The sequence below is a fragment of the Lysobacter sp. CA196 genome (genome assembly GCF_052078695.1).
In the GTDB taxonomy this organism is placed as follows: Bacteria; Pseudomonadota; Gammaproteobacteria; order Xanthomonadales; family Xanthomonadaceae; genus Lysobacter.
Window position 1 is genome coordinate 79,295 of record NZ_JBQJIN010000002.1, and the last position, 25,164, is coordinate 104,458.

Sequence of the window (25,164 nt, forward strand, 5' to 3'; positions counted from 1 at the left end):
AAGAAGAGTTTGTCCGTACAATCGATCGGCTTTATCGGGCGTCGGTCCGGGCTCGATGCCCGTGCCGCCGTCCTGGGTCCTCGACCTCGCGCCTTCGGGAATCCCGGAGCGCCAGCGGACAGGTCGGCCGTCGAACGAACCCCCGAGTTTAAAGCAAGCCCGCCCGATGCCGAAGCCCGATGCTCAAGCTTGACCGTTACCTGACTGGCGAATTCGCCCAGGCCGTCTTCGCGACCCTGGTGGTGTTGCTGATCGTAAGCGTCGGCGGCGCCTTCACCGACGTGCTCGAGGACATCGCCAAGGGCAAGGTCCCGGCCGGGCTGATGCTGCTGCAGCTCGGCCTGGTGCTGATCAAGTGGCTGCCGCTGATCCTGCCGCTGGCATTGATGTTGGGGCTGATGCTGGGCATCGGCCGGCTCTATCGCGATTCGGAAATGCCGGTGATCGCCTCGATTGGCGTCGGCCCGCGCCGGCTGCTCAAGCCCCTGCTGATGGTGGTCGGGCCGATCGTGGCCGTGGTCGCTGCCTGCTCGCTGTGGCTGGGCCCCTGGGCCGACCGCGCCTCGCGCGAGATGATCAACGAAGCCAGCCGCAGCCTGATCGTGGCCGGCCTGGAGCCGGGCGCCTTCACCGGCCTGCCCAACGACAACGGGGTGATCTACGTCGGTGCGATGTCCAACGATGGCACTCGTTTCGAGCGCATCTTCATCTATCGCAACAAGCCCGACCGCCAGGACGTCACCACCTCCAAGACCGGTCACCTGACGGTGCGCCCGAACGGCGACCGTTATCTGACCCTGGAGGACGGTTTCGAGGTCGAGGGCCCGAAGGACGGCGGTCTCAACTATCGGCTCATGCGCTACGCCAGCAACGACGTGCTGTTGCCGGCCAGCGAAGACCGCTACGACCCCTCTCTGCCGGAAATGATGTCGACCATGCAGTTGTTCGGCGATCCGCGCCGTGAGGCCGCGGCCCAGCTGCATTACCGGATCGCGCCGCCGCTGCTGGCGCTGGCCTTCGCCCTGCTGGCGGTGCCGCTGGCGCGCAGCACCCCGCGCCAGGCCCGTTACGGCAGCATCCTGATGGGCTTCCTGGCCTATCTGATCGGCAACAACTTCATGATGATGGGCAAGGGCTGGATCGAGGACGGCAAGATCCCGACCTTCCTCGGCCTGTGGTGGCTGACCTTGCCGCTGTTGGCGGTCGCCGGCTGGCTGTACTTCCGCGATGGCCGCGTCGCCCGCAAGCGGAGCGCGCGATGAAGCCGTTCCCCAAAATCCACGACGTCTATGTCGGCAAGACCGTGCTCGGCACGGTGCTGTTGACCTGGGCAGTGCTGCTGGGCCTGGATTTCATGCTCAGCCTGGTCGGCGAGTTCGGCGACGTCGGCAAGGGCCGCTACGGCGCGATGCAGGCCCTGGCGTATATGGCCATGACCGTGCCGCGCCGCGCTTACGCCTTGTTCCCGTATGCCGCGGTGATCGGCGCGCTGATGGCGCTGGGCCAACTGGCCTCGACCTCGGAGCTGACCGTGCTGCGCGCGGTGGGCCTGTCGCGTCGGCGCCTGAGCCTCGCTGTGGCTGGCGCGCTGGCGCTGCTGACTCTGCTGATGGTGGTCAACGGCGAGACCCTCGCGCCGGAAGGCCAGCGTCGCGCCGACGCGCTCAAGACCGCGGCCAAGTCCAACAACCAGGTCGTGGCCCAGTATTCCGGGGTCTGGGCGCGCGAGGGCGACGTGATCCTCAGCGCCAGCCAGGGCCAGGAACGCAGCGAAGGCCAGGACCGCTGGCTGGAGCTGCGCAACGTCAGCCTGTACCAGTTCGGCGATGACGGGCGCCTGGTGTCGCTGGCGCTGGCCAAGATCGCCGAGCACCGTCCGGGCGGCTGGCTGCTGCGCGATGTCACCCGCACCACCTTCCTGGCCAAATCGGCCGAGCAAGTCCATGTCGCCGAAGAGCGCTGGCAGTCCAAGCTCGACAGCGCGGCATTGATGAGCGGCAGCAACCGCCCGCGCTACCTCAGCGCCAAGGCCCTGCACAAGGCGATCGAGGACCGCGAGCGCAACCGCCTCGACGCGGCCGAATTCGAGGCCTATTACTGGGGCCGCTGGTTCTACCCGCTGAACGTGCTGACCTTATGCCTGGCGGCGATTCCGTTCGCCTTCGGCAGCCTGCGCAGCGGCGGCATGGGCAAGCGCTTGTTCATCGGCATCGTGTTTGCGCTGTTGTTCTGGCAGTTGCAGACCCAGTTCGTCGAACTGGCCAAGGTGTTCCGCTTCGACTTCCGCCTGGCCTATGCCGCACCGACCGTGGTGATGCTGGCCGTCTCGGCCTATCTGTTCAAACGCAGGTCGGGGTGAATCGAAAGCGCTCGCGAGCCACTGGCTCGCGCTTTCGATGAACGCCCGGCGCGCTGCGCCGGGCCGGGGTCGCAACTTTCAGCTCACGCATAGCCCCTTCCAAGCGTTGATCCCGACGCGTCGCGACTCCAGGGTAGGAGCGGCGCAAGCCGCGACCGCTTTTCAAGCAACGCGGCATCTTCAAGAACGCAGCGATCTCGTGGTCGCGGCTCGCGCCGCTCCTACAGTGATGGTCCGGCCCGCACTCGTGGTCCCACAGGGCTCTGCAATCGCTCGCGGCCACTCACTTCGGCCGCTTCGGCAACCGCTGCATCCGCGTCCCGCTCGCGCGGTCGTGCCAGGTCAGGCGGTCGCGATCGAACCAGGCCCACCAGAAGCCCAACCCCAGCGTCGCCAAGGACAGCGTGCCGACCGCATAGCGGATCCACAGCGCGCGCCATGTCGGCGCAGCGCCGTCGGCACCGGTCACGCGCAGGCGCCAGGGGCGCATGCCCAGGGTCTGCCCGCCGCGGCGCCAACTCAACGTCGCGTAACCGCCGGCGATCAGCCAGCACACGAACCACAGCGCCCACTGCAGGGCGCTGAACGGTGGAATGTTTTCGCGTTGCCCATGCCCGGACAAGGTGTAGGCGATGGTGAATGCCGCGCTCGCGACCAGCCACAGCGCGGCGGCCGGCCAAAAATCGTAGAACAGCGCGAGCAGGCGCCAGCCGACCAGGGCGGCGGGCTTGGTGGGGGCGGGCTTCGCGGGTGCAGCATCTGCGGCGATGGTGTCGTTCGAGCTCATCGCATCAGGATATAGGCAGCCCGGACCGCCTGCTAAGCTGCGGCGATGAGTGCCAGTACACCCGCCGAACGCCGCAGCCAGGCGATGGCCTTGCCGCCGCTGGGCGACGCCGACGACACGGCGATCAAATCCTTCCTCGACACGATCTGGGCCGAGAACGGCCTGGCCCAGCAGACCCTCGACAGCTACCGCCGCGATCTCGAAGGCCTGGCGCGCTGGCGCGACGGCAGCGGTATCGCCCATGCCGACCGCTCGGTCTTGTTCGATTACCTGGCCTGGCGCACCCGCGAAGGCTATTCGCCGCGCAGCAATGCCCGCCTGCTGTCGGCTTTGCGCGCGTTCTATGCCCTCCGCCTGCGCCGCGGCGACCGCAGCGACGATCCGACCGCATTGCTGGCGCCGCCGAAATTGCCGCGCTCCTTGCCCAAGGCCCTGGCCGAAAGCCAGATCGAAGCCTTGCTGGCGGCCCCCACGGTCGACGAGCCGCTGGGGCTGCGCGACCGCGCCATGCTCGAATTGATGTACGCCTCCGGCCTGCGCGTAAGCGAGTTGGTCAATCTGCCGTCGACTGCGGTCAACCTGCGCCAGGGCGTGCTGCGGGTCACCGGCAAGGGCAGCAAGGAGCGGCTGGTGCCGCTGGGCGAAGAGGCCCAGCACTGGCTCGAGCGCTACCTGGCGCAATCGCGCCCGCAGCTGGCCGGCAAACGCGCGCTGGCGCCGCTGTTCCTGGCCGCGAGCGGCGAGGCCCCGAGCCGGCAGGAGTTCTGGCACCTGGTCAAACGCTACGCCGCCGTCGCCGGGATCGACCCCGCCAAGATCAGCCCCCACGGCCTGCGCCACAGCTTCGCCACCCATTTGCTCAACCACGGCGTCGACCTGCGCGCCCTGCAAATGCTGCTGGGCCACAGCTCCCTGTCGACCACCCAGATCTACACCCTGGTGGCGCGCGAACAGCTCAAACGGCTTCATGCTCAGCATCATCCGAGGGGGTGAAGAGCAGCGCTTAGGCGGCACTGCCGCCTGCTGCTCTGAACGCCCGGCGCCCCTGCGCCGGGCCGGGCACGTCCGTTCAGATCGCGAGCACCCCAACGAAGCGGCCGGCGGCACTGCCGCCTGGGCTTGGCGAACGCCCGGCGCGCTGCGCCGGGCCGGGCACGTCCGCTCAGATCGCGAGCACCCCAACGAAGCGGCCGGCGGCACTGCCGCCATGTTTGGGGCCCCCTGCCGGAATCCGATCGGCGCCGCAGGCCGCAGTTGCGCGGTCGCGGCTCGCGCCGCTCCTACCCTTGGAGGCCCGGCGGGACGGCCTTGTGCATGAAATGGGGCCTTGCTGTAGCGGTAGCTTGCGCAGTCGCGGTTTACGCCGCTCCTACAGGGGAGGGCACGTAGCGGGGCATGCGTCTGAGTGAGCCACCCACACCCCAAACCGCGACCCCCATCGCCACTTCGCCGTGTGACTGCGGTTGCGGAACGGCGTTCGTATGGCCGGCCGTGCCACAATCGGCAGAACCTATTCCTCGTCGAGCGGTCCAAGACCCCGACCTCAGAACGCCAAGGATTCGATTGATGAAGCGCATCATTTTCGCCGTGCTCGGCGCGATCAGCCTGTCCGCCTGTGCCCAGGCGCCGCAGGGCGCCGCCGCCAAGAGCGAGCCGGCCGCCCCCGCCAAGGCCACGGCCGCCGCCACGGGCTCGGCGCCGGAGGTCAAGGCCGGCAGTGCCGATGCGCTGGCCGTCGCGGCTATCCGCCAGCTCAATCCCAACGTCAGCATCGACAAGGTCGGCCCGTCGCCGGTGCCGGGTTTCCGCGAGGCGCTGGCCCAGGGCCAGGTCGTGTACGTCAGCGACGACGGCCGTTACCTGTTCCTGCCGGGCTCGGGCGGCGCACTGTTCGACACCCAGGCCAAGAAGAACCTCAGCGAAAACAGCCTGGCCGGCATGCGCAAGGACCTGCTGAAGACCATCCCGGCCAGCGAGCGCATCGTCTTCGCCCCGGCCAATCCGAAGCACACAGTGACGGTCTTCACCGACGTCGAGTGCGGTTACTGCCGCAAGCTCCATAGCGAAATCGCCGAATACAACCGCCAGGGCATCGCGGTCGAGTACCTGGCCTTCCCGCGCATGGGCATCGGCAGCGAGGACTACAAGAAGATGGTCTCGGTATGGTGCGCGGCCGACCGCCGCAAGGCCCTGACCGACGCCAAGAGCGAGCACGGCGTCCCGAACAAGGACTGCAAGAACACCGTGACCATGCAGTACAACGTCGGCCAGCGCGCCGGCCTGACCGGCACGCCGATGATCCTGACCAGCGAAGGCATCCAGCTCGGTGGCTACGTGCCGCCGGCGCAGCTGCGCGAGGCGCTGGACAAGATCGCCGCCGAGGCCAAGCCGGCCCCCTCGGGCGCCAAGCCGACCGCGGCCGTCGCCGTGCCGACCGGCGGACGCTGACAGCGAATGGTTCGCCCGGATTTCGGGCCCCGCTTCGACCGCATCGCCGCCCATTGGGCGGCGATGTCGTTTCTGGAAGCGTCATGGTTGGCCTGGTCCGGCTTTGGGCGGAAACGTCCGGGAGGCGAGAGTTGGGCGGGGCGCCGGCCGAGCCGGGAAGCGTTCCCTCGGCTCCCAAGTAGCCCGGTCGGAGGCGAGGCCGAAGCTCGCCGGCGGTTTTGGATACAATACCGGGCCCTGCGTTGCACGGTTCCCCGGACATGATCGTCCTCGAGGGCCATTCGGCCCTGTCTTCGTTCCGCCGCGAGCGTCTCCAAGCTCGACTGTCCGCCCTTCATCCGAGTGTCCGCCTGCTCGATGCCTGGCCCGTCTACTGGGTCGAGCCCGAGCCCGGCGCTACGCCCGACGACGCGACCCTGCGCCGCATCCTCCAGGCCGAACCGCATGAAGCCGCCCGCGGCGACGCGGCGGTCTCGCGCTATGTGACGCCGCGCCTCGGCACCTTGTCGCCATGGGCGAGCAAGGCCACCGAGCTGCTGCGCGGCGCCGGCCAGCCGGTCAAACGCGTCGAACGCGGTACCCGCTACGACCTCGAAGGCTGGCCGAGCGACGCCGCCACCCAGGGCGCGCTGGCCAAGGTCCTGCACGACCCGATGACCCAGTCGCTGCTGGAAGCGCGCGACGATGCGGCGGCGCTGTTCGCGGTGCCCGCGCGCGGCGAGCTCGAACGCATCGCCCTGGACCAGCTCGAAGCGGCCAACGGGCGCCTAGGCCTGGCCCTCGCCGACGACGAGATCGGCTACCTGCGCGAGCGTTACGCCGCGCTCGGCCGCACGCCGTCCGACGTCGAACTGATGATGTTCGCGCAGGCCAATTCCGAGCATTGCCGGCACAAGATCTTCAACGCCTCGTGGACGCTGGAAGGCCGTGAGCAGCCGCAGTCGCTGTTCAAGATGATCAAGAACACCCACGCGCACACGCCGGAGAACACCCTGTCGGCGTACAGCGACAACGCTGCGGTAGTCGAAGGCTATCCGGCCCGGCGCTTCCGCCCGCAGCCGGGCAGCCAGGCCTATGCGGCCGAAGCGCAGGTGCCCTCGGCGTTCTGCATCAAGGTCGAAACCCATAACCACCCGACCGCGATCGCGCCGTTCCCGGGCGCCAGCACCGGCAACGGCGGCGAGATCCGCGACGAAGGCGCGACCGGTCGCGGCGGCCGTCCCAAGGCCGGCCTGTGCGGTTTCAGCGTCTCGCACCTGCGCATCCCGAGCCTGCCGCAGCCGTGGGAGGGCGAGCGCGAACTCAATCCGCGCATGGCGCCGGCCCTGGAAATCATGCTCGACGGCCCGATCGGCGCGGCCGCGTTCAACAACGAATTCGGCCGCCCGAACCTGGTCGGCTATTTCCGCAGCTTCGAGCTGGCCGAAGGCCGGGCCGGCAACGCCAGCCTCGCCCGCGCCTACGACAAGCCGATCATGCTGGCCGGCGGTCTCGGCGCGATCGACCGGGTCCAGGTCGCCAAGCTCGGCCTGAAGCCGGGCCATGCGGTGATCGTGCTCGGCGGTCCGGCGATGCTGATCGGCCTCGGCGGCGGCGCCGCCAGCTCGGTCGCTTCCGGCGACAGCGCCGAAGCGCTCGACTTCGCCAGCGTCCAGCGCGACAACCCGGAGATGGAGCGTCGCTGCCAGGAAGTCATCGACCGCTGCGTCGCGCTAGGCGAAGCCAACCCGATCGACAGCGCCCACGACGTCGGCGCCGGCGGTTTGTCCAACGCCATCCCCGAGTTGCTGCACGATTCCAGCCTCGGCGGCGTGATCGACCTGGCCAAGGTGCCGAGCGACGATCCCTCTTTGTCGCCGATGCAGTTGTGGTGCAACGAATCGCAGGAACGCTACGTGCTCGGCTTGCCGGCCGACCGCGTCGCCGATTTCGCCGCGATCTGCGAGCGCGAGCGCTGCCCCTTCGCGGTGGCCGGTTATGCGACCGCGGAAGAGCGCTTGGTGGTCGGTTACGGCGCGACGGTCGAGACGGTGTATGGCGAGAACAAGATCGGCGACGCCGATTGGCCGATCGATCTGCCGATGGACCTGCTGTTCGGCAAGCCGCCGAAGATGCATCGCGACACCCGTTACCCCGCCGACGCGCCGTGGCCGGCGCTGCAGTGGGACGGGCTCGACCTGCGCGATGCCGGTCTGCGCGTGCTCGCGCATCCGACCGTCGCGGCCAAGAACTTCCTCATCACCATCGGCGACCGCACCGTCGGCGGCCTGGTCGCGCGCGACCAGATGATCGGCCCCTGGCAGCTGCCGCTGGCCGATTGCGCGATCACCTTGTCGGACTTCGACGGTTACGTCGGCGAAGCGATGGCGATCGGCGAACGCACGCCGTTGGCCTTGCTCGACGCCGCCGCCGCCGCGCGCATGGCGGTCGGCGAGGCGATCACCAACCTGTGCGCCGCACCGGTCGAATCGCTCAACCGCATCAAGCTGTCGGCCAACTGGATGGCGGCCGCATCGCATCCGGGCGAAGACGCGCTGCTGTTCGACGCGGTCAAGGCGGTCGGTCTGGAGCTGTGCCCGGAACTCGAACTGAGCATCCCGGTCGGCAAGGATTCCCTGTCGATGCAGGCGCAATGGCTCGGGACTCGTGCAGGGCAGACAGGTGAAGGACAAGATGGAAACGAGGCTCCTACGAGTCCCGAGTCCCAAGTCCCGAGTCCCGTAATGCACAAGTCGGTCTCGCCGGTATCGTTGATCGTCAGCGCGTTCGCGCCGGTGGTCGACGTGCGCCAGCAACTGACCCCGCTGTTGTCGCGCGACCCCGACAGCGAGCTGTGGCTGATCGGCCTCGGCGCCGGCAAGCAGCGCCTCGGCGGTTCGGTGCTGGCCCAGTGCCATCCCGAAGCCGGCAGCGACGGCGGTTTGCCGGCCTTCGCCGGCCTGCCCGGCGAGGGCACGCGCCATGAAACCGGCGTGCCCGACCTCGACAGCCCGCAGCGCCTGCGCGATTTCTTCGAACTGATCCGCGACGCGCGCGAAGCCGGCGTGCTGCTGGCCTATCACGACCGCAGCGACGGCGGCGCCTTCGCCGCGTTGTCGGAAATGGCGTTCTGCTCGCGCCTGGGCCTCGACATCAGCCTCGACGGCTGGGGCGAGGATCCGTTCCGCACCCTGTTCAACGAAGAGCTCGGCGCGATCGTGCAGATCGCCGCCGAAGACCGCGCCGAATTCGCCGACCTCGTCGCCCGCCACGGCCTGATCGATTGCGCGCAGCGCATCGCCAAGCCGACCACGGCTGCGGCGATACGGGTCAAGGAAGACGGCAAGGTTTTGGTCGAGTGGCGTTGGGACGAGCTGTTCGATGCCTGGTGGTCGACCAGCCATGCGCTGCAGAAGCTGCGCGACAACCCCGAGTGCGCCGACGAAGAGCGCGCGATCGCGCGCGACTTCAACGCCGCGGGTCTCAAGCCCAAGCTGAGCTTCGATACCGCCGAGGACGTCGCCGCGCCCTTCATCAACACCGGGGTGCGGCCGAAGGTCGCGATCCTGCGCGAGCAGGGCGTCAACGGCCAGATCGAAATGGCCGCGGCCTTCGACCGGGCCGGCTTCGAAGCCTTCGACGTGCACATGAGCGACCTGATCAGCGGCCGCTTCAAACTGGAAGACTTCAAGGGCTTCGCCGCCTGCGGCGGTTTCAGCTACGGCGACGTGCTCGGTGCCGGCCGCGGCTGGGCCACCAGCATCCTCGAACGCAGCGCCCTGCGCGACGCCTTTGCCGCCTTCTTCGCCCGCGAAGACAGCTTCTCGCTCGGCGTCTGCAACGGTTGCCAGATGCTGGCCCAGCTCAAGCCGATCGTTCCCGGCGCCGAGCATTGGCCGGTGTTCCTGCGCAACCGCAGCGAACAGTTCGAAGCGCGCCTGGGTCTGCTCGAAGTGGCCGAGTCGCCGTCGTTGTTCTTCCGCGGCATGGCCGGCTCGCGCATCCCGGTCGCGGTCGCCCACGGCGAAGGCCAGGCCAGCTTCGCCAGCAACCTCGACCAGACCGCCGCCAACGTCTCGTTGCGCTACATCGACGGCGACGGCCGCGTCGCCGACCGCTACCCGCTCAACCCGAACGGCTCGCCCGACGGCATCGCCGGCCTGACCAGCAACGACGGTCGCGCCACGATCCTGATGCCGCACCCCGAGCGCACCCTGCGCAACGCCAACTTCAGCTGGTCGCCGCGCGACTGGAGCGGCGACTCGCCCTGGTTGCGCATGTTCCGCAACGCGCGGGTGTGGGTGGGGTAAGCGCCGGCCTGGTCGGCATGACCGATTGATGACGGTGAAACGGGCGCCATACGGCGCCCGTTTTGCTTAGTCGCACCGCACTCAGTGTGGTCGCGGGCTTTGCCGGTGTAGATTCGGAGACGAACGCATGCGAGTCATGCGAATTCGAACGGCTGAGCCAGTACTCGATACGGGAGTGTGAATGAGCAAGTTCACCTACAACGATATCGTCCGAGTCGCAGAAACAGCGGTCGAATCGCTTCGCCCAGGAAGCGTCGGTTGGGTAGTAGGAGTTTTCGAGGAAAGACCATCCGGCGATTACTTTTCCCGGTTCCCGCCCGGCATCGTCTATACGGTGGAGTACGAAGACGGGGCGGCGAACGAAATTCACGAGAGCTGGCTGGAGGCTGGCCGGTTCAATGAGCAGCGGTTGGCCTGACGGTTGTTGCCGAGGGCGGGTAGATGTCCAAGGACGGTGTCGTCACATGGCCGATTAGCACAGCGCCGATTAGCACAGCTCCACTGCCACCGCATGGCCGGCCGATGGCGTCCGCACGAATAAAATGTGACTGATCTTTCAGTCCTTACTCGCCCCTGTTCATGAATCCGAAGCCCTGCGACTCGCGCCGGGCATCCTCGATCTCGCTTCGACGACTGTGCCTTTCTCACCGTTGCTCACCGGCGCTGTTCAGGGCTGGTCGAGACTGCGAACGAAACTGCTAAAGTCCGGGGATCACGCGCAGGAGGGTGACGTGAACGCAGTAGCCACATCCAACGAACCGACCGCCAACGCTGTACCGGCGAGCGGGGACGCCCAGGCCGCGGTCGATCTCCGTATCGTCGACGCCTTGCTGGCGAAGGGGCGCCTCAAGGAGCCCGACCTGGCGCGTGCGCGCCGGCTCCAGGAGGAAACCGGCGGCAGTCTGCTCGCGCTATTGGCGCGGCTGGGGCTGGTGTCCGAGCGCGATCACGCCGAAACCGTGGCCGCGGCACTGGAGCTGCCCCTGGTCAGCATCAAGGACGCGCCCGAGTTGCCGCCCGAGGGGGTGGCGCTGACGCCCAAGTTCATGAAGCAGTTCGCGGTCTGCCCGGTCGCCGAGGGCGAAAGCCACGTCGACGTGCTGATGGCCGACCCGCAGGACATCTACCAGCTCGACGCCTTGCGTCTGGCGACTCAGCGCGAGATCCGCCCCTACGTGGCCCTGCGCTCGGAGGTCGGCGACCTGGTCGAGCGCTGGTACGGCCAGGGCCGCAGCGCGATGGGCGCGATCGTCGAGACCGCCGAAGGCGAGGGCGCGGGCGATCTTGACGATGTCGAGCATCTGCGCGACCTGGCCTCGGAGGCGCCGGTGATCCGGCTGGTCAATTTGGTGATCCAGCGCGCGGTCGAGCTGCGTGCCTCGGACATCCACATCGAGCCGTTCGAGAATCGCCTGAAAGTGCGCTATCGCGTCGACGGCGTGCTGGCCGAGGGCGAGAGCCCGCCGGCCAACCTCACCGCCGCGGTGATCAGCCGCATCAAGATCATGGCCAAGCTCAACATCGCCGAGCGCCGCCTGCCGCAGGACGGCCGCATCATGCTGCGGGTTCAGGGCAAGGAGCTCGACTTGCGCGTCAGCACCGTGCCGACCGCGCACGGCGAATCGGTGGTGATGCGTCTGCTCGACCGCGAGACGGTCGTGTTCGATTTCTACAAGCTCGGCTTCACCGACGAATTCCTGCCGCAGTTCCAGAAGGTGCTCGACCAGCCGCACGGCATCATGCTGGTGACCGGCCCGACCGGTTCGGGCAAGACCACCACCTTATATACGGCGCTGAGCAAGCTCAACACCAGCGACGTCAAGATCATCACCGTCGAGGACCCGGTCGAGTACCAGATCGAAGGCATCAACCAGATCCAGGCCAAGCCGCAGATCGGTCTCGACTTCTCGCATGCGCTGCGTTCGATCGTCCGCCAGGACCCGGACATCATCATGATCGGCGAAATGCGCGATCTGGAGACCTGCCGCATCGCGATCCAGTCGGCGTTGACCGGCCACCTGGTGCTCAGCACCCTGCATACCAACAACGCCGCCGGCGGCATCACCCGCCTGCTCGACATGGGCGTCGAGGATTATCTGCTGACCTCGACGATCAACGGCATCCTGGCCCAGCGCCTGGTGCGCCGTCTCGAACCGACCCATGCCGAGAAATACCTCGCCTCGCCCGAGGAAATCGACAAGTTCAACCTGCGCCGCTATCAGCCTGAGGGCGATATCTACCTGTTCCGCCCGCGCGCTTCGGCGCTGGCGCCGAGCGGTTACCACGGCCGCACCACGATCATGGAATTCCTGGTCATGAACGACGAACTGCGCCGCGCGGTGATGCGTCACGCCGGCATGGGCGAGATCGAGCAGATCGCGCGCGACAGCGCCGGCATGCGCACCATGTACGAGGACGGCATCGTCAAGGCGCTCGCCGGACAGACCACGATCGAGGAAGTGTTGCGGGTGACTGAGGATGCGTAAGCGCTGGAGCAGCGGGACTCGGGACTTGGGACTCGGGACTCGCAAGAGCCCGACTCGCGTGTGTCCTCGCCCGTTGCTGCGATCCTGATTCCGAGTCCCGAGTCCCGAGTCCCGAGTCCCGAGTCCCGAGTCCCCATCGATGCCCCTCTACCACTACAAAGCCCTGAACGCGCGCGGTGAGCTGCTCGATGGCCAGATGGAGGCCGCGAGCGGTACCGAAGTCGTGCAGCGCCTGCAGGAACAGGGTCACCTGCCGGTCGAGGCCAAGCTGGCCTCGGAGGCCGGGGCGTCTTCGTCGTGGAAGGCCTTGTTCAAGCCCAAGCCTTTCACCGGGGCGCGCTTGGTGCAGTTCACCCAGCAGTTGTCGACCTTGCTCGGCGCCGGCCAGCCGCTGGACCGCGCGCTGACCATCCTGCTCGACCTGCCCGAGGACGACACCGCCAAGAGCACGGTCGCCGACATCCGCGACGCGGTGCGCGGCGGCACCTCGCTGTCGGTGGCGCTGGAGCGCCAGCATGGCACCTTCTCGCGCCTGTATATCAACATGGTCCGGGCCGGCGAGGCCGGCGGCAACCTGCACGAGACCCTGTCGCGGCTCGACGACTACCTCGAACGCAGCCGCGTGCTGCAGGGCCGGGTCATCAACGCGCTGATCTATCCGGCGATCCTGATGGTCATGGTCGGCGTGAGCCTGATGTTCCTGCTCGGCTACGTGGTGCCGCAGTTCGGCGCGATGTACGAAAGCCTCGATGCCGAACTGCCGATGTTCACCCAGGTGGTGCTCTGGCTCGGTCTGTTCGTGCGCGACTGGTGGATCGTGTTGATTGCGATTCCCGCTGTCGGCTTCCTCTGGTTCGACCGCAAGCGCCGCGACCCGGCGTTCCGCGAGGCGCTCGACGCCTGGCTGCTCAAGCGCAAGTTCGTCGGCCCGCTGATCGGCAAGATCGAGACCGCCCGCCTGGCGCGCACGCTCGGCACCCTGGTGCGCAACGGCGTGCCGCTGATGACTGCGATCGGCATCGGCCGCAACGTGCTCAACAACCGCATCCTCGCCGCCGACGTCGACGCCGCCGGCGAAGACGTCAAGAACGGCGTCGCGCTGTCGACCGCGCTCGGCAAGGGCAAGCGTTTCCCGCGCCTGGCCCTGCAGATGATCCAGGTCGGCGAGGAGTCCGGCGCGCTCGACGCGATGCTGATGAAGACCGCCGAGACCTTCGAGCAGGACACCGGCATGGCTCTGGACCGCATGCTCGCCGCCTTGGTCCCGGTGGTGACGGTGGTGCTGGCCGGCGTCGTCGCCACGGTCGTGATGGCGGTGCTGCTGCCCTTGTACGACCTCACCAATGCGATCGGTTGAGCATGGCGCCGGTCGCGTTCGCCTGCCGTGCTCCCGGGGCGCCCGTTCATGCCGTTCGCTTGAACGCCGGCTGTACCGGAACCCGATTCGCGCGAACTTCGCCAATCGGCGCGGAACAGAATCCTATGCAATCTTCGGATGCGGACAGCCGGTCGACCCCGTTGCCATCGCTCGTCCGTTGAAGCACAACATCGGTCCAGAACCCACCACTATGGATGATCACTGAGATGCGCAATCCCCGTTCGATTACCCGTTCCCCGTCCCCGGCCGGCCAGAGCGGTATGAGCCTGATCGAGATCATCATCGTGATCGTGCTGATCGGCGCAGTTCTGGCCTTCGTCGGCAACCGCGTGCTGGGCGGCAAGGACCGCGGCGACTACAACCTAGCCAAGGGCCAGGTGCAGACCCTCGCCGGCAAGATCGACTCGTTCCAGATGGACACCGGCCGCCTGCCGGGTTCGCTCGATGAACTGGTCAAACAGCCGGCCGACGCCAACGGTTGGCTGGGGCCGTACGCCAAGGACACCGAGCTGAAGGACCCGTGGGGTCATGCCATCGAGTACCGCCAGCCGGGCGAAAGCGGTCCCTACGACCTGGTCAGCTACGGCAAGGACGGCAAGGCCGGCGGCAGCAGCGTCGACGGCGACATCAAGAACAACTGAGTAAGCGCCTGCGATGAAACGCCTGCGGCACAGGCCCTCCGCCGGAGGGCGGAGGGACCGGGCCGGGGCGAACGCCGTCCGGCGCGCTCCTGCGTGCGCCGTGGGTGCGAGCCGCGCGAGCGGCCCGCCGCGGCCGGCTTCGGTGCGCGGCATGTCGCTGCTGGAAATGCTGTTGGTGATCGCCCTGATCGCGGCGATCGGCGTGTTGACCGTCGGCATGATGAGCGGTGGCCTGAGCGGCATGCAGTTGCGCTCGGCGTCCAAGGAAGTCGCCTCGCAACTGCGCTATACCCGCAGCCAGGCGATCTCGACCGGGCGTTCGCAGAAGTTCACCATCGATCCGGCCGCGCACACCTGGACCGCGCCGAACGGGCGCAGCGGCGACATTCCCAAGGCGGTCGGGGTGACTTTCACCGGTGCGCGCGAAGTGCAGCCGCGTCGCGGCGAGGGCGCGATCGTGTTCTTCGCCGACGGCGCGTCCACCGGCGGGCGGGTCAAGCTCAGCGTCAAACAGGCGGCGTGGAACGTCGATGTCGCCTGGCTGACCGGCGAGGTCAAGCTCAAGCGCGGCGAGGCGCCGCGATGAGCGCGCCTGCGCTGCCCGCCGCCTCGGCCGGTGCTTTGCGCCGTTTCGGCGCGCTGGGTCGCGCGCCGTCGTCGCGCGAACGCGGCTACACCTTGCTCGAAGTGATCGTCGCCTTCGCCTTGCTGGCGATGGCGCTGACCTTGTTGCTCGGCACCTTGTCCGGCGCGACGCGCCAGGTGCGCTGGTCCAGCGACGCCGGCCGCGCGGCGCTGTATGCGCAATCGCTGATGGACCAGGTCGGGGTCGGGCAGCCGCTCAAGCCCGGCCAACGCAGCGGCGAGTTCGAGAACGGCCGCTATCGCTGGACCCTCGGCGTGGCGCCGTGGCGCGATCCCATGCCGGCCTCGTCGCAGCCGATCGATCCGAACGCGATGCGCTTGTTCGAAGTCCAGCTGGCGGTGGAGTGGGGCGAGGGCGGCGGCGGTCGGCGCTTGTTGCTGCGCACCCTGCGCAGCGCGACCGCCTCCAATGAGGTGCAGTTCTGATGGCGCGCATGGCCGGGCCGATGAGGGCGATGCAGGCCGTCCCGCCGTCGTATCGCCGTGCGCGCGGTTTCACCTTGATCGAAGTGTTGCTGGCGATGGTCTTGCTGGTCGCCGGCTTGACCCTCGCGTTCGCGACCTTGTCGGCGGCGACCAAGACCGCCACGCGCGCCGAGGCTCTGGCCCAACGCAGCGAACGCGAGCGCGCGGTCGAAGGCTTCTTGCGCAAGCGCATCGCCGCGACCCGGCCGATCCCGTTCGCGTTCGACCAAAGCACCGCGGTGCCGCAGCGCTTCGTCGGCGAACCCGACCGCCTGCGTTTCGTCGCCGACCTGCCCGATTACCTGGGCCAGGGCGGGCCGTACCTGCACGACTTCGTGATCGAAGGTGATGGCGACCAGGCGCGCATCCTGCTCTCCTTGTCGATGGTGCTGGCCGGCGAAACCATCAAGGAGGCACGCGAGCGTCCGCCCGAGCTGCTGGTCGAGGGCCTGAAGTCGGCGCGCTTCCGTTATCGCTCCATGGATCCGCAACGCGGCGAACTGGGGGAGTGGCAAGAGCGCTGGCAGACGCCGGAGCAACTGCCGTTGTTCGTAGAAGTCACACTCACCGACCGCGACGGCCGCGCCTGGCCGCCGCTGGTGGTGTCTCTGCCGCTGGCCAGCGCGACGGCCGGCGGCTTCGTGCCGGAGCTGTGATGCGCACGGTCCGAGCAACGAGGACGACAGCAGAGGGCATCGCGCGGCGCGCGGCGCAGCGGCCGGTCTGCATTGGAAAACGTCGCGATGCGGCAACCGCGTCTCGACGATCGCGTGGTGCGGCGCTGCTTTTGGTGCTGTGGGTGATCGCGTTGCTGACTGCGCTGATTGGCGCATTTGCGCTGTCGGCGCGCACCGAGAACCTGCAAGGGCGGGTGCTGGTGCGCGGCCTGGTAGCGCAGAACGCCGCCCGCGCCGGGCTCGAATACGCGATGACGCGGGTGGCGATGACCGACACCAAACTGCAATGGCAGCCCGACGGACGCCCGAACCCGTGGCGCTTCGGCGAGGCCAAGCTCGAGATCAAGATCGTCGACGAGAACGGCAAGGTCGACCTCAACCAGGGCGATATCGCCTTGCTGACCGCGTTGATCCAGGGCGTGGGCGGGATGGAACAGGGCGAGGCCGCGCGCCTGGCCTCGGCGATCCTCGACTGGCGCGACGCCGACACCTTGACCCAACCCGCAGGCGGCGCCGAAGACGCCGACTACGCGTCCGCCGGCCGCGCTTACGGCGCCAAGGATGCCGAATTCGAAAGCGTTGCGGAGTTGGAACAAGTGCTGGGCATGACGCCGGCCTTGTATGCCAAGATCGAGCCGCTGGTCACGGTTTACAGCGGCCGTACGCGTCCCGAACCGGCATTCGCAGCGAAGGAAGTACTCGATGCTATGGGGATGAACGGCGCACAGCTCATCGAGCAACGGCGCAGAACGCCGCCCGGGTCACAGTTGACGGGTGCGCAAGTCGGCGGCGAACTCGCCGGTCTCGTCGGCGAACGCAGCGGCACCTATAGTATCGACAGCCGCGCACGGCTAGCGGATGGTCGTGAATCGGTGTTGCGGGTGGTTGTGCGTGCAGGGGGGAGTTCCGTTCCCGGAATGGCCTATACACCGCTGCGTTGGGAGGAGGGAGCTTCGTCACGATGAACTCGCAGGTTGCCGAAAGCCGGTTGGGGGAAAACCGGTTCAGACGTTTGAGCGCACGCTTCGCACCCGGAGCGGGCGGCTTCTTTTCGTGGTGGGGACGCACCCTGGCCTCGTGGTTGCCGTTGCGCATGCGCCAGGCCTTGGGCGTGGATCGCGGCCGCTTGCTGTTGCAGGTCGACGGCGACAGCGTGCGCCTGCGTCTGCAGCAGGCCAACGAAGTGCGCGACCTCGCGGTGCTGCCCAGCCTGGCCGATTTGAATGCACCGGCCGGCGCCATCGCCGCCGATCCGCTGGCGCCGTTGCTGCCGCCGCGCGTCGGCGAGCTGCCGCGTTGGCTGTTGTTGCCGCCGGCCGCGAGCCTGCGCCGGCGCCTGACCTTGCCGGCCGCCGCGGCCGACCGCCTGCGCGACGTGGTCGGTTTCGAGATCGACCGCCAAACGCCTTTCACCGCCGATGCCGTCGCCTACGACGCGCGCGTGCTGGCCCGCCGCGACGGCGACGGCCAGCTCGACGCCGAACTGGTGGCGGTGCCGCGCCAATCGCTGGACCCGCAGCTCGCCGCGATCGGTCCGCTGGCCTCGACCCTGTCGGGAATCGAGGTGGCCGGCGCCGACGGCGTGCCGCTCGGGGTCAACCTGCTGCCGCCGTCGCAGCGTCGTACCCGCAGCGACCCCTTCCGTTATTGGAACCTGGCCCTGGCCGCGGTCGCCCTGTTCGCGCTCGCCGCGGCGATGTGGCAAGTGCTCGAAAACCGCCGCGAGGCCACCCAGACCTTGCAGCAGACCATCGCCAGGAACGCCAACGCCGCGCGCCAGGCCGCGACCCAGCGCCAGCTGCTGGTCGACCTGATCGACGGCCAGGCCTTCCTCGACCGCACCCGCGCCGCGCGCCCGAGCACGGTTGAGGTGATCGACGAACTCAGCCGTCGCCTGCCCGATTCGACCTATCTGGAGAAGCTCGCGATCGAGGACGAAAGCCTGCTGATGATCGGCTTGAGCCGCGAGGCTTCGTCGCTGATCGGCAAGCTGCAGGGCACCAAGCTGTGGCGCTCGCCAGCCTTGACCGGCGCGGTCCAGCCCGACCCGGCGACCAGCCGCGACCGTTTCACCCTGACCGCCGAGATCGGCCCGCCCAAGCCGCAGACCCCGGAGGCCGCGCGTGAGCAGTAACTGGCGTACCTGGGCCGCCGACCGCGAGCGCTGGCTCGCGCTGGGCCTGCTGCTGGCCGCGCTGGCGATCGCCTATGCGGTGCTGGTCCATCCGTGGTGGACGGTGCCGATGATCGAAGCCGGCGAGCAGATCGACCGTCTGCAAGAGCGCGAACTGCGCCAACGCATGGAGCTCAAGCAGGCGCCGCAGATCCGCCTGCGCCTGGAAGAAGTGCGCAAGCAGCAGGCCAGCCGTCCCGGCTTCCTGCCCGAGGCCACCGCCGAACTCGCCACCGCCGGCCTGGTCCAGCGCCTGGAGACGGTGGTGTTGCAGGCCAGCCCCGGCAATCGCAGCTGCGGCATCGTCAATCGCTCGCCGCTGGCCGAGCCGCGGCGCGACCGCTACGCGCGCGTGGTGGTGCAAGTGCGCCTGCGCTGCGGCGCGCCCGAAACCGCGGCGGTGCTGTATTCGCTCGAAAGCGGCTCGCCGCGTTTGTTCGTCGGCAACCTCAACCTGCTGTCGACGCGCGGCTATTTCGTGCCCGGCACCGCCGGCCCGGCCAACGACGGCGGCCTCGACGTCAGTTTCGATCTGTACGGCTACCTGCGGCCGAGCCCGGCGCCGGCCGCCGCTTCCAATGCCAACGCACCGGCGGTGACTCCCAATGCGCCTTGACGACGCCAGCCCGCGCACCTGGCTGCTGGCCACCGCCGCCGGCTGGGCGCTGTTGACCTGGGTGCTGGCGCTTGCCGGTATGGGCCGCAGCGTCGATCCGCTCGATGAAGACCCGAGCCTGGTCAAGGCCCTGCCGCAGGTGCGCAAGAGCGCCACCGACGCGCTCGGCCCCTTGACCAAGTACAGCGAAATCGCCGCGCGCCCGTTGTTCGTCGACGACCGCCGGCCCAAGCCCTTCTTCATGCAGGGCAAGGGCGAGGGCGAGAACCAGGCGGCCGCATTCGACTACCTGCTGACCAGCGTGCTGATCACTCCGCAGCTGTCCATGGCCTTCCTGCAGCCGGCCGACGGCAGCGAGTCGGTGCGGGTCAAGCTCGGCGAAGTGCCCGAGTCGCACCCGGCCTGGCGCCTGACCTCGCTGGAGCCGCGCCGGGCCGTGTTCGAAGGGCCGGAAGGCCGGCGCGAACTCGACCTGCGCGTGTTCAACGGCCAGGGCGGCGAACCGCCGACCGCGGTCGCCGCGCCGCAGCCGGGCAGCGCGCCGCAACCGGGCGTGCGTCCGGTGCCTGCGCCGCCGTCGATACCGCCGCCGCCGTCGCCGCAGCCCAATCGCGTCCCGAATATTTCGCAGGTGCCGCAGCCCCCGCCCCCGCAAACCAAGCCCAACGAAGCCGGACAGACCGACAACAACGCATCCGCGCCGCTCACCGAGCAGGCGCAGATGGAAGCCATCCGCAAGCGGATCGAAGCGCGTCGCGCGCAACTGCGGCAGCAACAAGCCGCTCAACCACCGGCCAACACGCCGTAGAGTGAACGCATGAAGCTACGTCCTCAGCAATACGCCACCCACGCCCTCGCCGCGGCGATCATCGCCACGCAACTGGCGTCGTGCGCCAGCGTGATGTCGCCGCGAGTGCAGCGCAACGGCGACCCGGCCTCCCTCAAGGGACCCAAGGGCGAGGATGCCCGCGCCAGGTTGGTCCGCGACGGCGTCGTCCAGCAGCCGCTGGAAGGGCAGGTCGACGAGGAGGGGCCGAAGGCGCAGATCCGCCGCGGCACCGGCCAGGTCATCAACCGCAGCGCCGCCGCGGCGCCGCCGCCGGGCCTGGGCGCGACCAACGGCACCGCCACCTTCAATTTCGAAGGCGAGTCGGTGCATGCGGTGGCCAAGGCCATCCTGGGCGACATGCTGGGCCAGAACTACGTGATCGCACCGGGCGTGCAGGGCACCGTGACCTTGGGCACGCCCAAGCCGGTCAGCGCCGCGGAGGCGCTGAACCTGCTCGAGATGGTGCTGAGCTGGAACAACGCGCGCCTGGTCTACACCGGCGGTCGCTACAACATCGTTCCGTCCGACCAGGCCCTGGCCGGCAACGTCGCGCCGCGCACCGGCTCGGCCACGGCCGCGCGCGGCTTCGAAGTGCGCACGGTGCCGCTGAAGTTCATCTCGGCCACCGAGATGGAAAAGATCCTCAAGCCGTACGCGCGTCCGAACGCGATCGTCACCGTCGACAACTCGCGCAACGTGATCAGCGTCGGCGGCACCCGCGCCGAACTCGAAAACTACCTGCGCACGATCGAAGTGTTCGACGTCGACTGGCTGTCGGGCATGTCGGTCGGCGTGTTCCCGTTGCAGTCGGGCAAGGCCACCAAGGTCGTCGCCGACCTGGAAAAAGTGTTCGGCGAACAGAGCAAGTCGCCGGTCTCGGGCATGTTCCGTTTCATGCCGCTGGAGGGCGCCAACGCGGTCATGGTGATCACGCCGCAGGCCGATTACCTCGACGACATCAAGGATTGGCTCGACCGCATCGACAGCGCCGGCGACAACGTCCAGTTGTTCACCCTTGAACTCAAATACATCAAGGCCAAGGACCTCGCCGACCGCCTCGCCGAAGTGTACGGCTCCAACCGCAGCGGCAACGGCGGTGGCGGCGACGGCGCGCCTTCGCTGATGCCCGGGCTGGAATCGGTCGAGCTGCGCGACAGCGACAACGGCTCCAGTGCCGACATCGGCAAGAGCGGCAGCGACGGCGGCTCGGACTCCGGCGGTGGCGGCCTCGGCAGCGGCGCATCGCTGGGCTCGCGCCAGTCCGGCAACGGCACGGTCACGCTCGAGGTCGACGGCGCCAAGGTCGGCGTGTCCGCCGTCGAGGAAACCAATTCGATCCTGGTGCGCAGCAGCCCGCAGGCCTGGAAGTCGATCCGCGGCGTGATCGAGAAGCTCGACGTCATGCCGATGCAGGTGCACATCGAAGCGCAGGTGGCCGAGGTCGAACTCAACGGTACGCTCGAGTACGGCGTGAAGTGGTTCCTCGACCGCGCCACCATCGACAACGGCTTCGGCGACCTCAACCGCAGCACCAATCCGGCGGTGCCGCCGAAGTGGAGCACGGTTGCGGCGAGCATCGGCGGCGTCGCCGGCGACGGTCTGTCGTGGTCTCTGATCAAGAACAACGCCGCGGCCATCCTCAAGGCCTTGGATGCGGTCACCGACGTGCACATGCTGCAGACGCCGTCGCTGTTGGTGCGCAACAACGCCGAGGGTTCGCTCAACGTCGGCACCAAGATCCCGATCGAATCGGTCTCGGTCAACGCCGGCACCGGCAACAACAACACCGTCAGCCAGGTGCAGTACCTCGATACCGGCGTGATCCTCAAGGTACGTCCGCGGGTGAGCCGCGACGGCATGGTGTTCATGGACATCGTCCAGGAAGTCAGCTCGGTCGGCCCACGGCTCAACAACAACAGCCCCAACGTTACCGTCAACACCCGCAAGCTCAAGACCGAGGCGGCGGTGCAGAGCGGCGAGACGGTGATGCTCGCGGGCTTGATCAACGACGAAACCCGACGCAGTTCGGGCGGCTTGCCGGGTCTGAACCGCATCCCGGTGTTCGGCGCACTGTTCGGCACGCAGAAGTCGGCGACCACGCGTCGCGAGACCATCATCCTGTTGACCCCGACTCTGGTGCGCAACCCGCAGGAATCGCGCGACCTGACCGATGAGTACAGCCGTCGCTTCCGCGCCATGGAACCGTTGCAACCCAGGCAGCCCAAGCCGAGGAAGTAAGCCTCGCGCTGCGCAGTGTTTGCATGGGGTCGGCTTGCCGGCCCCATTGCATTTGCGGGCCGCCGCCGGTTTGCCGGCCTCATTGCTTTGTGGATCGTCGCCGGCTTGCTGCCTCCATTGTTCTGCAGGTCGCCGGCGCGGCGACCACGCCGTCGTGACCCGGCATCGGGTCGAATACCTCGGACCATGCCCGCCGCCCACGACCGCCTTGACGAACACTCCCTTGCCCGGCCGGCTATGGGACCATGCGGCTTCGTGATAGAACCCCGCCATGACTGAATTGCCCATCGTCGTAGTGCCGGTCGGTGCCGACGACGACGCACTCGATGCCTGCCTCGCCGCACTGGAACTGTGCACGCCGCCGGGTGCGCGGGTATGGCTGGCCGACGACGCCCGCGCCGGGCCTCGCGGCTACGCGATCGTCGAGCGCTGGCTCAAGCGCACCGCGCTCAAGGCCGACTACAGCCGCCGCCAGCGCAGCCTGGGCGAGGTCGCCCACCTGGATGAAGTGCTGAGCGTCTGTGGCGATGCCGACGTGGCGGTGCTCGCGCCCGACGCGGTGCCGGCGCCGGGCTGGCTGTCGCGCATGAGCGCGTGCCTGGCCGCCGACGGCGCCATCGCCTCGGCCACGCCCTGGTGCAACGCCGGCGAAGCCGCGGCCTGGCCGAGGATCGGCGAAATCTCCCCCTTGCCCGATGCCGAAGACGCCGAACGCCTGTCGCGGGCCTTGCAGCAGATGCCGGCGCTGCACCCGGAACTGCCGGCCGCGATCGGCCATGCGGTGCTGTTGCGCGGCAGCGCGCGCCGCCGAGCCGGCGGCCTCGACGCGGCGAGCTACGGTTCCTGGTATGCGGCCCTGACCGATCTGTCCCTGCGCCTGTCCGGACTGGGCTGGCGCAACGTGTTGTGCGATACCGCCTATGTCGCGCGCGGCGGCGAAGGCCGGCCCGGCGACGGCGACATGGACGCGCTGGCCGCGCGCTGGCCGGACTGGCATGCGCGCCTGGCGAACTTCCTCATGCACGACCCTCTGCGCGACCTGCGCCAACAACTCGCCGAACGCCTCGACCGCGTCGGCCCACCGGAACCGCAACGTGATCTCTTCCTCTGACCCCGGCCAGGCGCGCATCGGCGCCGGCGAGCGCGCGCCGGCTGTCACCGGGCCTGCTCTCAACGAGCCAGGTTTCAACGAGCCAGCTTTCAACGAACCAGCACTCAAGGCGATCGTGGTCACCTACCGCAGCGCGGCGACGATCGACGAATGCCTGAGCCGGCTGCGCGACAGCCTCGGCATCCAGGCGATCCGCGTCGTCGACAACCAGTCCGACGACGGCACCCTCGACATCGTCCAGCGCCACGCCTCCGCCGACCCGCGCCTGCGCTTCATCGCCAACCCGGACAACCCCGGCTTTTCGGTCGGCTGCAACCAGGGCGTGGCCGATCTGGAGCCGTCGGCGGACGAGGACGACTGGCTGGTCTTCGTCAATCCCGACTGCATGGTCGAGCGCGATACCTTGCTGCAACTGCATGCCTTGGCGGTGCCGCTCGGAGAGGCCTTGCTCAGCGCCGACCTGATCAACGAACAAGGCGAGCGCGATGTCGCCGTGCGCCGCCGCGACCCCGATTTCGGCGCGATGCTGGCCGGCGTGCTGCGTCCGTGGGCGGCGCCGAAGATGGCGGTCGCGCCGGACGATGCGCAGGCCGTGCAGCAGGTCGAGGCGACCTCGGGCGCGTTGATGCTGATGCCGAGGCGACTATTCGCTCGCATCGGCGGCTTCGACGAGGGCTATCGCCTGCACGCCGAAGACCTGGACCTGTGCCGGCGCGTGCGCGAAGCCGGTGCGGTCGTCGCGGTCGCCAATCGGGTCCGCGTCGTGCACGTGCGCGGCGTATCCAGCCGCTCGCGGCCGTTCTTCGTCGAGTGGCACAAGCATCGTGGCCTGTGGCGCTATTTCCGCAAGTTCGAAGCGGCGCGGCGCGGCCCGTTGGTGCGTGCCGGCGTATTCGCGGCGATCTGGGGGCGTTTCCCGGTCGCGGCTTTGCGCGCGTGGTGGCGTTGAGCAGCAGCGTTGCGTCGATGCTTCATCGCTGAGGGCTGTCGAGCCTCAGGCCTCAAAGCTCCATCAGATCGCGGCCGATCACCAGGCGCCCGGCGTAGTGCGGTGCGACCGCGTCGCGCCAGACCTCGTCGGTGAGCGAGGGGTCGCCGCCCGGAACGAAGTGGCTCAGCACCAGGGTCTTCACTCCGGCTTCGGTGGCGAGGCGGCCGACCTGCTCGGTGGTGGTGTGGCTGTCGAGCAGGTGTCGGCGCAAGCGCTCGGCCTGGGCTTCGCTGGCGATCAGGCGTTCCAGCGCGGGCAGGTACATGACCTCGTGCACCAGCACATCGGCATCGCGGGCGAGTTCGACCAGGGCCGGCGACGGCCGGGTGTCGCCGGAGAACACGATCGAGCGGTCCGGGCAGTCGAAGCGGTAGGCGAAGGCCGGCGCCATCGGCGGGTGATCGACCAGGGCCGCGGTGACCTTGACTCGTTCGTCCTGCATCACCACGCCGCCGCGGCGCAGTTCGTGCGGACGGATCAGCGGCGCCAGCGGCGGGCGTCCTTCGTCGGCGATGCGGGTGCGGATGTCTTCGGCGTTGAGCTGCAGGAAGCGCCGGGTCATGCGTGCGAGCGGCGGCGGGCCCCAGGTGCCGACCGGCCGGCGCAGGTCGGCGGCCCAGGCCAACAACAACAGGTTACCGTAGTCGGCGTTGTGGTCGGAATGGTGGTGGGTAAGAAAGACCTCGCGGATCGCGCCGAGCGCCAGTCCGGCCAGGGCCATCTGCCTTGCGACGCCGTTACCGCAGTCGACGATGTAGACCGCGCCGTCGACGACCACCGCCTGCGCGGGCGCCGCGCGCAGCGCCTTCGGGGTCGGGCCGCCGGCGGTGCCGAGCAGGATCAGGCGCGAGCGCCGGGACGCCGCGGCGGACTCGGCCAGCGCGGCGCGAACATTCGGCGCGGCAAGCCCGGCGAGGGCCAAGCCACCGGTGGCGGCGAGAAAACGTCTGCGGGACAGGGTATCGATGGCGGCCATGCGCACAGCCTAATGCCTCGGGCCCGGGCCAAGTCACATCGGAGCAGACGCTTCT

Annotated in this window: 21 protein-coding genes; 19 read left to right on the top strand and 2 right to left on the bottom strand. The window is 68.6% G+C overall.

Annotation, left to right across the window (positions count from 1 at the left end; genetic code table 11):
* The first annotated feature begins 179 nt into the window (after positions 1 to 179).
* Together lptF and lptG are read left to right on the top strand one after the other, a co-directional pair.
* Positions 180 to 1,262, top strand: coding sequence for an LPS export ABC transporter permease LptF (gene lptF / locus ACTOWK_RS03060; RefSeq protein ID WP_441328726.1), 1,083 nt, complete (start codon positions 180 to 182; stop codon positions 1,260 to 1,262).
* A complete protein-coding gene (gene lptG / locus ACTOWK_RS03065) occupies positions 1,211 to 2,359 on the top strand; it encodes an LPS export ABC transporter permease LptG (protein WP_441328919.1) in 1,149 nt (382 codons plus the stop codon). Before lptF ends, lptG begins: the two co-directional genes overlap by 52 nt.
* Before the next feature lie 283 nt (positions 2,360 to 2,642).
* On the opposite strand, the gene ACTOWK_RS03070 is transcribed toward lptG, so the two are convergent.
* Entirely contained in the window at positions 2,643 to 3,146 is a 504-nt protein-coding gene (locus ACTOWK_RS03070; RefSeq protein ID WP_441328727.1) for an RDD family protein, read from the bottom strand.
* A gap of 45 nt (positions 3,147 to 3,191) precedes the next feature.
* On the opposite strand from ACTOWK_RS03070, the gene xerD reads away from it, so the two are divergent.
* The 17 genes from xerD to ACTOWK_RS03155 all read left to right on the top strand — a co-directional run bounded on the left by xerD (position 3,192) and on the right by ACTOWK_RS03155 (position 24,091).
* Complete coding sequence (gene xerD / locus ACTOWK_RS03075; protein ID WP_441328728.1) at positions 3,192 to 4,139, top strand: site-specific tyrosine recombinase XerD; 948 nt, start codon at positions 3,192 to 3,194, stop codon at positions 4,137 to 4,139.
* A 570-nt stretch (positions 4,140 to 4,709) separates the two neighbouring features.
* Positions 4,710 to 5,594, top strand: coding sequence for a DsbC family protein (locus ACTOWK_RS03080; protein WP_441328729.1), 885 nt, complete (start codon positions 4,710 to 4,712; stop codon positions 5,592 to 5,594).
* 260 nt (positions 5,595 to 5,854) lie between these two features.
* Positions 5,855 to 9,883, top strand: coding sequence for a phosphoribosylformylglycinamidine synthase (purL, locus tag ACTOWK_RS03085; RefSeq protein ID WP_441328730.1), 4,029 nt, complete (start codon positions 5,855 to 5,857; stop codon positions 9,881 to 9,883).
* Positions 9,884 to 10,064: 181 nt separating this feature from the next.
* Positions 10,065 to 10,301 carry a hypothetical protein gene (locus tag ACTOWK_RS03090; RefSeq protein WP_441328731.1) on the top strand — a complete coding sequence of 79 codons (237 nt, stop codon included), beginning with the start codon at positions 10,065 to 10,067 and terminating at the stop codon, positions 10,299 to 10,301.
* A gap of 313 nt (positions 10,302 to 10,614) precedes the next feature.
* Positions 10,615 to 12,369 carry a type II secretion system ATPase GspE gene (gene gspE, locus ACTOWK_RS03095; RefSeq protein ID WP_441328732.1) on the top strand — a complete coding sequence of 585 codons (1,755 nt, stop codon included), beginning with the start codon at positions 10,615 to 10,617 and terminating at the stop codon, positions 12,367 to 12,369.
* A 139-nt stretch (positions 12,370 to 12,508) separates the two neighbouring features.
* Entirely contained in the window at positions 12,509 to 13,726 is a 1,218-nt protein-coding gene (gene xpsF, locus ACTOWK_RS03100; RefSeq protein ID WP_441328733.1) for a type II secretion system protein XpsF, read from the top strand.
* 227 nt (positions 13,727 to 13,953) lie between these two features.
* Positions 13,954 to 14,388, top strand: a complete 435-nt coding sequence (gene gspG, locus ACTOWK_RS03105; RefSeq protein WP_441328734.1) for a type II secretion system major pseudopilin GspG — start codon at positions 13,954 to 13,956, stop codon at positions 14,386 to 14,388.
* 151 nt (positions 14,389 to 14,539) lie between these two features.
* A complete protein-coding gene (gene xpsH, locus ACTOWK_RS03110; RefSeq protein ID WP_441328735.1) occupies positions 14,540 to 14,974 on the top strand; it encodes a type II secretion system protein XpsH in 435 nt (144 codons plus the stop codon).
* On the top strand, positions 14,971 to 15,459 hold the full coding sequence (xpsI, locus tag ACTOWK_RS03115) for a type II secretion system protein XpsI (protein WP_441328736.1): 489 nt from the start codon (positions 14,971 to 14,973) through the stop codon (positions 15,457 to 15,459). The genes xpsH and xpsI overlap by 4 nt, the downstream gene beginning before the upstream one ends.
* Before the next feature lie 29 nt (positions 15,460 to 15,488).
* On the top strand, positions 15,489 to 16,154 hold the full coding sequence (locus ACTOWK_RS03120; protein ID WP_441328737.1) for a prepilin-type N-terminal cleavage/methylation domain-containing protein: 666 nt from the start codon (positions 15,489 to 15,491) through the stop codon (positions 16,152 to 16,154).
* Positions 16,154 to 17,140: a general secretion pathway protein GspK gene (locus ACTOWK_RS03125; protein ID WP_441328738.1), complete on the top strand. Its 987-nt coding sequence runs from the start codon at positions 16,154 to 16,156 to the stop codon at positions 17,138 to 17,140. Before ACTOWK_RS03120 ends, ACTOWK_RS03125 begins: the two co-directional genes overlap by 1 nt.
* Positions 17,137 to 18,309 (top strand): PilN domain-containing protein, encoded by a 1,173-nt coding sequence (locus tag ACTOWK_RS03130; protein ID WP_441328739.1) that lies wholly within the window; start codon positions 17,137 to 17,139, stop codon positions 18,307 to 18,309. Before ACTOWK_RS03125 ends, ACTOWK_RS03130 begins: the two co-directional genes overlap by 4 nt.
* On the top strand, positions 18,299 to 18,964 hold the full coding sequence (gspM, locus tag ACTOWK_RS03135; RefSeq protein WP_441328740.1) for a type II secretion system protein GspM: 666 nt from the start codon (positions 18,299 to 18,301) through the stop codon (positions 18,962 to 18,964). Before ACTOWK_RS03130 ends, gspM begins: the two co-directional genes overlap by 11 nt.
* Complete coding sequence (locus tag ACTOWK_RS03140; RefSeq protein ID WP_441328741.1) at positions 18,954 to 19,772, top strand: type II secretion system protein XpsN; 819 nt, start codon at positions 18,954 to 18,956, stop codon at positions 19,770 to 19,772. The genes gspM and ACTOWK_RS03140 overlap by 11 nt, the downstream gene beginning before the upstream one ends.
* A gap of 9 nt (positions 19,773 to 19,781) precedes the next feature.
* A complete protein-coding gene (gspD, locus tag ACTOWK_RS03145; protein ID WP_441328742.1) occupies positions 19,782 to 22,031 on the top strand; it encodes a type II secretion system secretin GspD in 2,250 nt (749 codons plus the stop codon).
* Between the two features lie 271 nt (positions 22,032 to 22,302).
* Positions 22,303 to 23,142, top strand: a complete 840-nt coding sequence (locus tag ACTOWK_RS03150; RefSeq protein WP_441328743.1) for a glycosyltransferase family 2 protein — start codon at positions 22,303 to 22,305, stop codon at positions 23,140 to 23,142.
* On the top strand, positions 23,126 to 24,091 hold the full coding sequence (locus ACTOWK_RS03155; RefSeq protein WP_441328744.1) for a glycosyltransferase: 966 nt from the start codon (positions 23,126 to 23,128) through the stop codon (positions 24,089 to 24,091). Before ACTOWK_RS03150 ends, ACTOWK_RS03155 begins: the two co-directional genes overlap by 17 nt.
* Positions 24,092 to 24,143: 52 nt before the next feature.
* Here ACTOWK_RS03155 and ACTOWK_RS03160 read toward each other — a convergent pair whose 3' ends face one another.
* Entirely contained in the window at positions 24,144 to 25,109 is a 966-nt protein-coding gene (locus tag ACTOWK_RS03160; RefSeq protein WP_441328745.1) for an MBL fold metallo-hydrolase, read from the bottom strand.
* Positions 25,110 to 25,164 lie beyond the last annotated feature (55 nt).

Bases quoted from the DNA above. Each gene is read 5' to 3' on its own strand.
- lptF (WP_441328726.1), top strand. From the start codon at position 180: ATGCTCAAGCTTGACCGTTACCTGACTGGCGAATTCGCCCAGGCCGTC.
- xpsF (WP_441328733.1), top strand. From the start codon at position 12,509: ATGCCCCTCTACCACTACAAAGCCCTGAACGCGCGCGGTGAGCTGCTC.
- ACTOWK_RS03125 (WP_441328738.1), top strand. From the start codon at position 16,154: ATGCGCACGGTCCGAGCAACGAGGACGACAGCAGAGGGCATCGCGCGG.
- ACTOWK_RS03090 (WP_441328731.1), top strand. From the start codon at position 10,065: ATGAGCAAGTTCACCTACAACGATATCGTCCGAGTCGCAGAAACAGCG.
- purL (WP_441328730.1), top strand. From the start codon at position 5,855: ATGATCGTCCTCGAGGGCCATTCGGCCCTGTCTTCGTTCCGCCGCGAG.
- ACTOWK_RS03140 (WP_441328741.1), top strand. From the start codon at position 18,954: ATGCGCCTTGACGACGCCAGCCCGCGCACCTGGCTGCTGGCCACCGCC.
- xerD (WP_441328728.1), top strand. From the start codon at position 3,192: ATGAGTGCCAGTACACCCGCCGAACGCCGCAGCCAGGCGATGGCCTTG.
- ACTOWK_RS03130 (WP_441328739.1), top strand. From the start codon at position 17,137: ATGAACTCGCAGGTTGCCGAAAGCCGGTTGGGGGAAAACCGGTTCAGA.
- gspD (WP_441328742.1), top strand. From the start codon at position 19,782: ATGAAGCTACGTCCTCAGCAATACGCCACCCACGCCCTCGCCGCGGCG.
- ACTOWK_RS03070 (WP_441328727.1), bottom strand. From the start codon at position 3,146: ATGAGCTCGAACGACACCATCGCCGCAGATGCTGCACCCGCGAAGCCC.
- xpsH (WP_441328735.1), top strand. From the start codon at position 14,540: ATGTCGCTGCTGGAAATGCTGTTGGTGATCGCCCTGATCGCGGCGATC.
- ACTOWK_RS03160 (WP_441328745.1), bottom strand. From the start codon at position 25,109: ATGGCCGCCATCGATACCCTGTCCCGCAGACGTTTTCTCGCCGCCACC.
- ACTOWK_RS03120 (WP_441328737.1), top strand. From the start codon at position 15,489: ATGCAGGCCGTCCCGCCGTCGTATCGCCGTGCGCGCGGTTTCACCTTG.
- ACTOWK_RS03150 (WP_441328743.1), top strand. From the start codon at position 22,303: ATGACTGAATTGCCCATCGTCGTAGTGCCGGTCGGTGCCGACGACGAC.
- gspG (WP_441328734.1), top strand. From the start codon at position 13,954: ATGCGCAATCCCCGTTCGATTACCCGTTCCCCGTCCCCGGCCGGCCAG.
- xpsI (WP_441328736.1), top strand. From the start codon at position 14,971: ATGAGCGCGCCTGCGCTGCCCGCCGCCTCGGCCGGTGCTTTGCGCCGT.